This window comes from Psychrobacter sp. Pi2-1, from assembly GCF_904846645.1.
Classification (GTDB): domain Bacteria; phylum Pseudomonadota; class Gammaproteobacteria; order Pseudomonadales; family Moraxellaceae; genus Psychrobacter.
The window spans coordinates 145,856-152,249 of the sequence record NZ_CAJHBO010000007.1; the positions used below are offsets into that span (position 1 = coordinate 145,856).

5 protein-coding genes are annotated in these 6,394 nt (G+C 41.8%); 1 reads left to right on the plus strand and 4 read right to left on the minus strand.

What is annotated here, in order from left to right:
• Positions 1-48 precede the first annotated feature (48 nt).
• Positions 49-1,842, minus strand: coding sequence for a vWA domain-containing protein (locus JMX91_RS06210; RefSeq protein ID WP_201548134.1), 1,794 nt, complete (start codon positions 1,840-1,842; stop codon positions 49-51).
• Between the two features lie 457 nt (positions 1,843-2,299).
• Here JMX91_RS06210 and parC point away from each other — a divergent pair, with 457 nt between their 5' ends.
• Entirely contained in the window at positions 2,300-4,606 is a 2,307-nt protein-coding gene (parC, locus tag JMX91_RS06215) for a DNA topoisomerase IV subunit A (protein ID WP_201548135.1), read from the plus strand.
• Between the two features lie 127 nt (positions 4,607-4,733).
• On the opposite strand, the gene JMX91_RS06220 is transcribed toward parC, so the two are convergent.
• From JMX91_RS06220 to JMX91_RS06230, 3 genes are all read right to left on the minus strand, one after another.
• Positions 4,734-5,213: a BLUF domain-containing protein gene (locus tag JMX91_RS06220; RefSeq protein ID WP_201548136.1), complete on the minus strand. Its 480-nt coding sequence runs from the start codon at positions 5,211-5,213 to the stop codon at positions 4,734-4,736.
• Positions 5,214-5,320: 107 nt separating this feature from the next.
• A complete protein-coding gene (locus JMX91_RS06225; RefSeq protein ID WP_201548137.1) occupies positions 5,321-5,800 on the minus strand; it encodes a BLUF domain-containing protein in 480 nt (159 codons plus the stop codon).
• 373 nt (positions 5,801-6,173) lie between these two features.
• A partial coding sequence (locus JMX91_RS06230) for a hypothetical protein (RefSeq protein WP_201548138.1) occupies positions 6,174-6,394 on the minus strand: 221 nt, incomplete at its 5' end.

Below are 6,394 nucleotides of genomic sequence, written 5' to 3' on the forward strand. Positions count from 1 at the left end.
CCATTGACTTCTGCCCCTTAATGACCATCCCAACACGATATCTGTTCACTATCGGCTATTTTTTAGCGCACTCGCCAGCTCAGTCAAGGTCACAAAGTTGCGACGAGTACCATCAGTATCGCTACTTGGTCTATCTGCGATACTACTTTTGGCAAGCTTAGTGCTATCACTGTACTGCCAATCATTAATATAATCGCTTTGAGTCAAGCGTTGTCCGAATCCTGCTACTGCCATCGCAAACTGAGTATCGATACTGGCTTTGTTTAAAGCGTGGCTAGCTTTATTGATCGGTTGGCTAATCAGTTTAGAGCTACCACCTGTCGGTGCTTTATAACGAATTTTTAGATAGCCAAGTTCATTAGAGTTCTTTTTATTATTCGAACTAATACTGGCATTGCTATTAGCATAACGGCGATCGCTATATAACCCTTTTCGACCTTTTGGTGTCACTTCAAACAAAGCGATAACTGCCTTACCTGCCCCAAGCTCACCTGCATCAATTTTGTCATTATTGAAGTCTTCTTCAGCCAGTACGCGATTTTCATAACCAATCAAGCGCCACTCGCTCACCACATCAGGATTAAACTCAACTTGGACTTTTACGTCTTTAGCGACGGTGTTAAATGTCGCTGCTAACTCATCACCAAAAACTTTTTTGGCTTCAGTTAGACTGTCAATATAACTGTAATTACCATTGCCGTTGTCCGCCATCTGCTCCATCATGTGATCATTCAGATTACCACGACCGAAGCCAACGGTAGACAAAGAGATACCGCGATCGCGATTGGCTTTGACCAAATCAAGCATCTCATCGACATCACTAATACCAACGTTAAAATCGCCATCCGTTAACATCATGATTCGATTGATACCGTTCTTTTTTAGTCCTTGTTCAGCTTGTCTGTAGGCCAATTTCAGAGCGTCTTCCCCATTGGTTGAGCCTGAGGCGTTTAATCCCTCGATTGCAGCCAATATTTTTGCTTTTTGGTCACCATTGGTCGCAGGCAATGCCACACTAGTACTACCTGAATAGGTCACGATGCTGATACTGTCTTGGGCGCGCATTTGCTCTGTCAACAGCTTAAGCGAAGACTGTGCCAATGGCAGTTTATCGCGCGACGACATAGAGCCTGACACATCTACTAAAAATACGAGATTGGCAGGTGGCATAGATTGCTTATCTGTTTTTTGCGACCAGCTACTATCAACGGCCTTGATACCAACTTTGACGATTTTATTATCCTGATCTGCTCTATCCCAAGGTGAGTCTACTACCTCAGTTGATACAACAAACGGGGCACTACCTAAGCGTTTGCCATCATCAAATTGATAGTTGAAATAATTAATCAATTCCTCTACCCGTACGGCATCAACAGGTGGTAGTTGACCTTCGTTTAGATAGCGGCGCACATTGGCGTAACTGCCCGTATCGGTATCGATAGACAAAGTGGATACCGCCATATCCGTAGTTCGATGTACAGAATTGGCTGCGTTTTTTTGATAGTTGTCTTTTGCCTCTGGCGTGACTATGATGCTCGGTGATGGGCGTACTATACTTGTCTGCACCGCAGAACGTATCATCATCTGTTGGCTGATGACGGATGGCTTAACACTGGGCGATGCCATGATAGACTCTGACACCACTGCTGCATCTTGATTGACTGTGCTGCTTGTCTCGGCTGGTAGCGTTTTGCTCATTTGTGAAGGGCTACAGGCTGTCAATCCTAGACTGGCTATAGCAGTAATCAATAGTACATTTCTAGTAGTGTTTTTCCCTAGGTACTTACTTTCGTTTTTTAGCATTGTAGAGGCAGAAACTTGAGATAAAGGGTCAAATGACATAACAGAAATTCCTTATTGTAAGATAATTCAATAGCGACTTGTCCGTGTCAATATATGGTTAACACTATTTAAATAGGCAAAGCAGCCGCCTTATTTAGTCTATTAACTGTCATACTTTCAGTTATTAATTTTGCATTAGAACTATTCTGTACCTACTGTTTTTGGATTGATGATAGACAAAATATCTTAAATAAAAAGGATTCAACCTTAAGACATCTATTAACCATATAAAAAACAAATATTAGATTTACTATACTTAACTTGATCTATAAAAGCTATGAATCACCACACTATAAAAGACCCTTATAAGCGCTTGTTTTAAGCACGTCACGAGATGTCGTATATTCTGATATACGTCTTTTTAATTAGTGCAATATCCTTTACGATAGCACTATCCTATTTGTATGCTTGAACCAATTATCTATACCTATTAAAACTGATAAGTGAATCCTATTTTATGTCTGATGTTATTGATCATACGATCGCCCCAATCATTCCCAATGAGCCGATGGATACTCGTTCAGTCGCAGAGTTCACTGAGCAGGCCTATCTCAACTATGCCATGTACGTCATCATGGATCGGGCGCTGCCAAATATCGCTGACGGTCTAAAACCTGTCCAGCGTCGCATCGTCTATGCCATGAGCGAGCTTGGGCTAAAGTCATCTGCTAAGGCCAAGAAATCCGCGCGTACGGTCGGTGACGTCTTGGGTAAATACCATCCGCATGGTGACAGCGCTTGTTATGAGGCGATGGTACTGATGGCTCAGCCGTTTAGCTATCGCTATCCGCTTATCACTGGTCAAGGTAACTGGGGTAGCCCAGATGATCCGAAATCCTTTGCCGCGATGCGTTATACCGAAGCTAAAATGTCGGCTTATGCCAATACATTGCTCGCAGAATTGGGTCAAGGTACAGTCGACTGGCAGGATAACTTTGATGGTACGATGCAAGAGCCAACCACCCTACCTGCCCGCCTGCCTAATATCTTATTAAACGGTACAACAGGTATCGCAGTTGGTATGGCAACGGATATTCCACCGCATAATCTCAATGAAGTGGTACGTGCGGCCATTCGTTTGCTCAAAAACCCAGAGCTGTCGGTTAAGCAGCTTACCCAATCGATACCAGCACCTGACCTACCAACACCAGCGGAAATCATCACTAGTAAAAAAGATTTGCAAGCGATGTACGAGACTGGACGTGGCAGTTATAAGATGCGCGCCACCTTTCATGTTGACTCTAAAGAAAAGAATCTCGTCATCATTGATGCGCTTCCTTACCAAGTTTCAGGCAACAAAATTCAAGAGCAAATCGCTAAGCTTATGACCGATAAAAAGCTGCCTTGGGTGACGGATATTCATGATGAATCAGATCACGAAAATGCTTGTCGCATCGTCCTTGAGTTGCGTTCAACGCGAGTCGATGTCGATCGTGTCATGAGTCACCTGTTTGCCAGTACTGACCTAGAAAGCAATTACCGCGTCAATATGAATATGATTGGCTTAAATGGTAAGCCGCAGGTAAAAAACCTAAAAGAAGTCTTGGAAGAATGGCTAATCTGTCGCCGTTCAGTAGTCACACGCCGTTTGCAATATCGCCTCGATAAAATCGATAAACGCTTGCATATTTTGGCGGGCTTGCTGATTGCTTATCTGAATATCGATGAAGTGATTCGCATCATTCGTGAAGAGGACGATCCAAAAGCAACCTTGATGCAGGATTATGACCTGACTGACATTCAAGCCAATGCTATCTTGGATATTCGTTTGCGTCAGTTGGCAAAATTAGAAGAGATTGAGCTGCGCCGCGAGCAAGATGAACTCGCTGCCGAACGTGCCATCATTCAGGAGTACTTAGACAATCCAGACAGTTTAACCAATCTGATGATCGATGAGCTTACCACCGATATGAAAGAACATGGCAATGAACGTGTATCACCATTAGCAGAGCGCGAAGAAGCTCAGGCACTAAAAGAGTCAGACCTCGTACCGAGTGAGCCGGTCACTGCCATCTTATCAAAAGCAGGTTGGATTCGTGCCGCCAAAGGTCATGATGTCGATGCTGCTGGTATGAGTTACCGCTCAGGTGACAGCTATCAAGCGCACGTGCGCGGTAAATCAAACGAAAGGATTTACGTACTCGATAGTACGGGACGCAGCTATAGTATCGATGCGCATAACTTAGCGTCTGCGCGTGGTCAAGGTGATCCATTGACCAGTGTATTAAAGCCGCCAGCAGGCGCTAGCTTTGAGCAGCTACTAACAGGTGATAATGAGCAACGTATTATCCTTGCTAGTTCAGCAGGTTATGGTTTTATCAATACCATTGGTAATCTCGATAGCAATCAGAAAGCTGGTAAAAACGTCATTAACCTAGCAACTGATAGTCGCTTGCTCCCTGTTGCGCGTATCGACGCGCCAGTAGAGATCGCCGCTAATACAGAAGGTGAAAATAGTAATATACGTGTGACACCTGATCATGTTGCCGTTGCAACCAATGCAGGGTATCTACTGATATTTGCCCTTGATGATTTGCCTGAACAAGCTCGCGGTAAAGGGAACAAACTTATTAAGTTGAAAGACGGTGAAGAAGTGCTCGCTATCACACCACTTAGTCAGCAAGACAGTCTTGTCATCACTGCTGGCAAACGCCATGTGACACTCAAGCCAAATGATTTGGCTAACTATACGGGTGTTCGCGGTAATCGTGGTGGACAGTTGCCAAGAGGCTTTCAGAACGTGACGAGTGTTGAGATTGGCTAGTTTGACTAGTTAAACTTTGGAAATCCTAATTCAAAATCTAGCTAATAAAATTAAACAGCTCCTATCAAAAAGCCGCCCATAAACAGTATAGGCGGCTTTCTTATGACAATCAAAATCAAGAATTTACTTAAGACTTATTGGATTCACTAACCGCAAAGATCGTTTTCAGGAAGCTTGTAATCTGAGTGCTTTTCATTAGATACGGATTAAAGTCAGCACCTGCCGAGAAGCTTTTTAGGGTATATGCTTCGTCTTCTACGCTTGATGTTAAATATTTTATTAAAAACCCATCCCACCTACGTTCTTCTATTTCCTCAATCTCACTGAGGTGGGGTACTAGGTAAGAGTACTCACTAATCAATTTTACTAGTATTTCATTGATAAGAGGTCTTGGACCTTCAATATTTTGAATAAAGTAATTATCATTCACGACAAGCGCTGAGGTTACACCACTTTTTTCATTATTCCTTCGCCATTGCTCAAGCAGACGAGCCAACCCTATCCCATTATTACTGTCACTATTTCTGCCAATATACGTTAGACTGAGAGTAATATGCTCACCATGTCTTTTTCTATCTTCTAAAGGTTGGCTGGTAGTGATATGCATAAGAAACCTTATTTATAAAAAATTATCTAAATCAAAAGATACTTTATAGACGGCTTTTTTACGCCAATTAAAATAGATGACTCTTATGATATGTAAAGGCTACTCACTTAAAACCTATCGGATTCAGCACCTTCAAATATCGCTGTCAGAAAATTTTCAATCTGAGTACTTTTCATTAGGTAAGGATTGAAGTCAAACCCTGCTGAGAAACTTTTTAAGGCATACTCCTCATCTTCGGCACTTTCCGTCAGGTGCTTGGTTACAAACCCATCCCATCGAAGCGCTTCTATCTCTTCCACCTTGACAACATTAGGAATAATCTTGAAATGCTCATCAATTATCTTCGCTAGAGCAGCGTTGACCGCTGGTCTTGAGCCTTGAATGTTTTGAACAAAGTAACCGTCATTGATCACAAGCGCTGCAACTAGCCCACTTTCCTCAAAGTATCTTCGCCATTGCTCAAGAGCACGAGTCAACTCTATACCTGTTTTCATTTCAATATTTTTACCGATATACGTTAGGCTAATCAGCAGATGCTCGCCATGTCTTTTCCTATTTTCTGAGGTTTGACTTGTCGTTATTTGCATAAGAAAATCCATTTATATAATAGGTATATAAATTAATATACACTTTATCATAAAGTATAATCAATAAAACTCTTGGGAATTGATCAGCTTCTTATCATCCATAGCTTAAAATAACATGACAAAAACAGATATCATTAGGTTATTTTTACTAGTTAAGTTCTGCAAGAGTCAGGTATGAATAGTCACTTATGAACATCCGCCAATATTCTGTCCAATTGCTAAGAAAACATCCTGTACCGATACTGCTAACTTGCTTTCAAAAAAAAGCCGCCTATACAAACGTATGGACGGCTTTTTGTTGAAAGCTAGGACAAGTGACTACTAACAACTCTAAGAGGCAAATATTCAAGAAATAAATGCTATTCATTTAAAATTAATTAGATTCAGCATTTTCAAAAACCGCCTTCAAGAAGCTTTCAATCTGAGAGCTTTTCATTAGATAAGGATTGTAGTCAGAGCCTGCTGAGAAGTTCTTTAGGGCATGCTCTTCATCTTCAACGCTTGAGGTTAGATGTTTAACTAAAAACCCATTCCATTGGCGCGATTCTATTTCCTCTATATTCACAATATTAGGGACAATGGTAGAATGCTCGT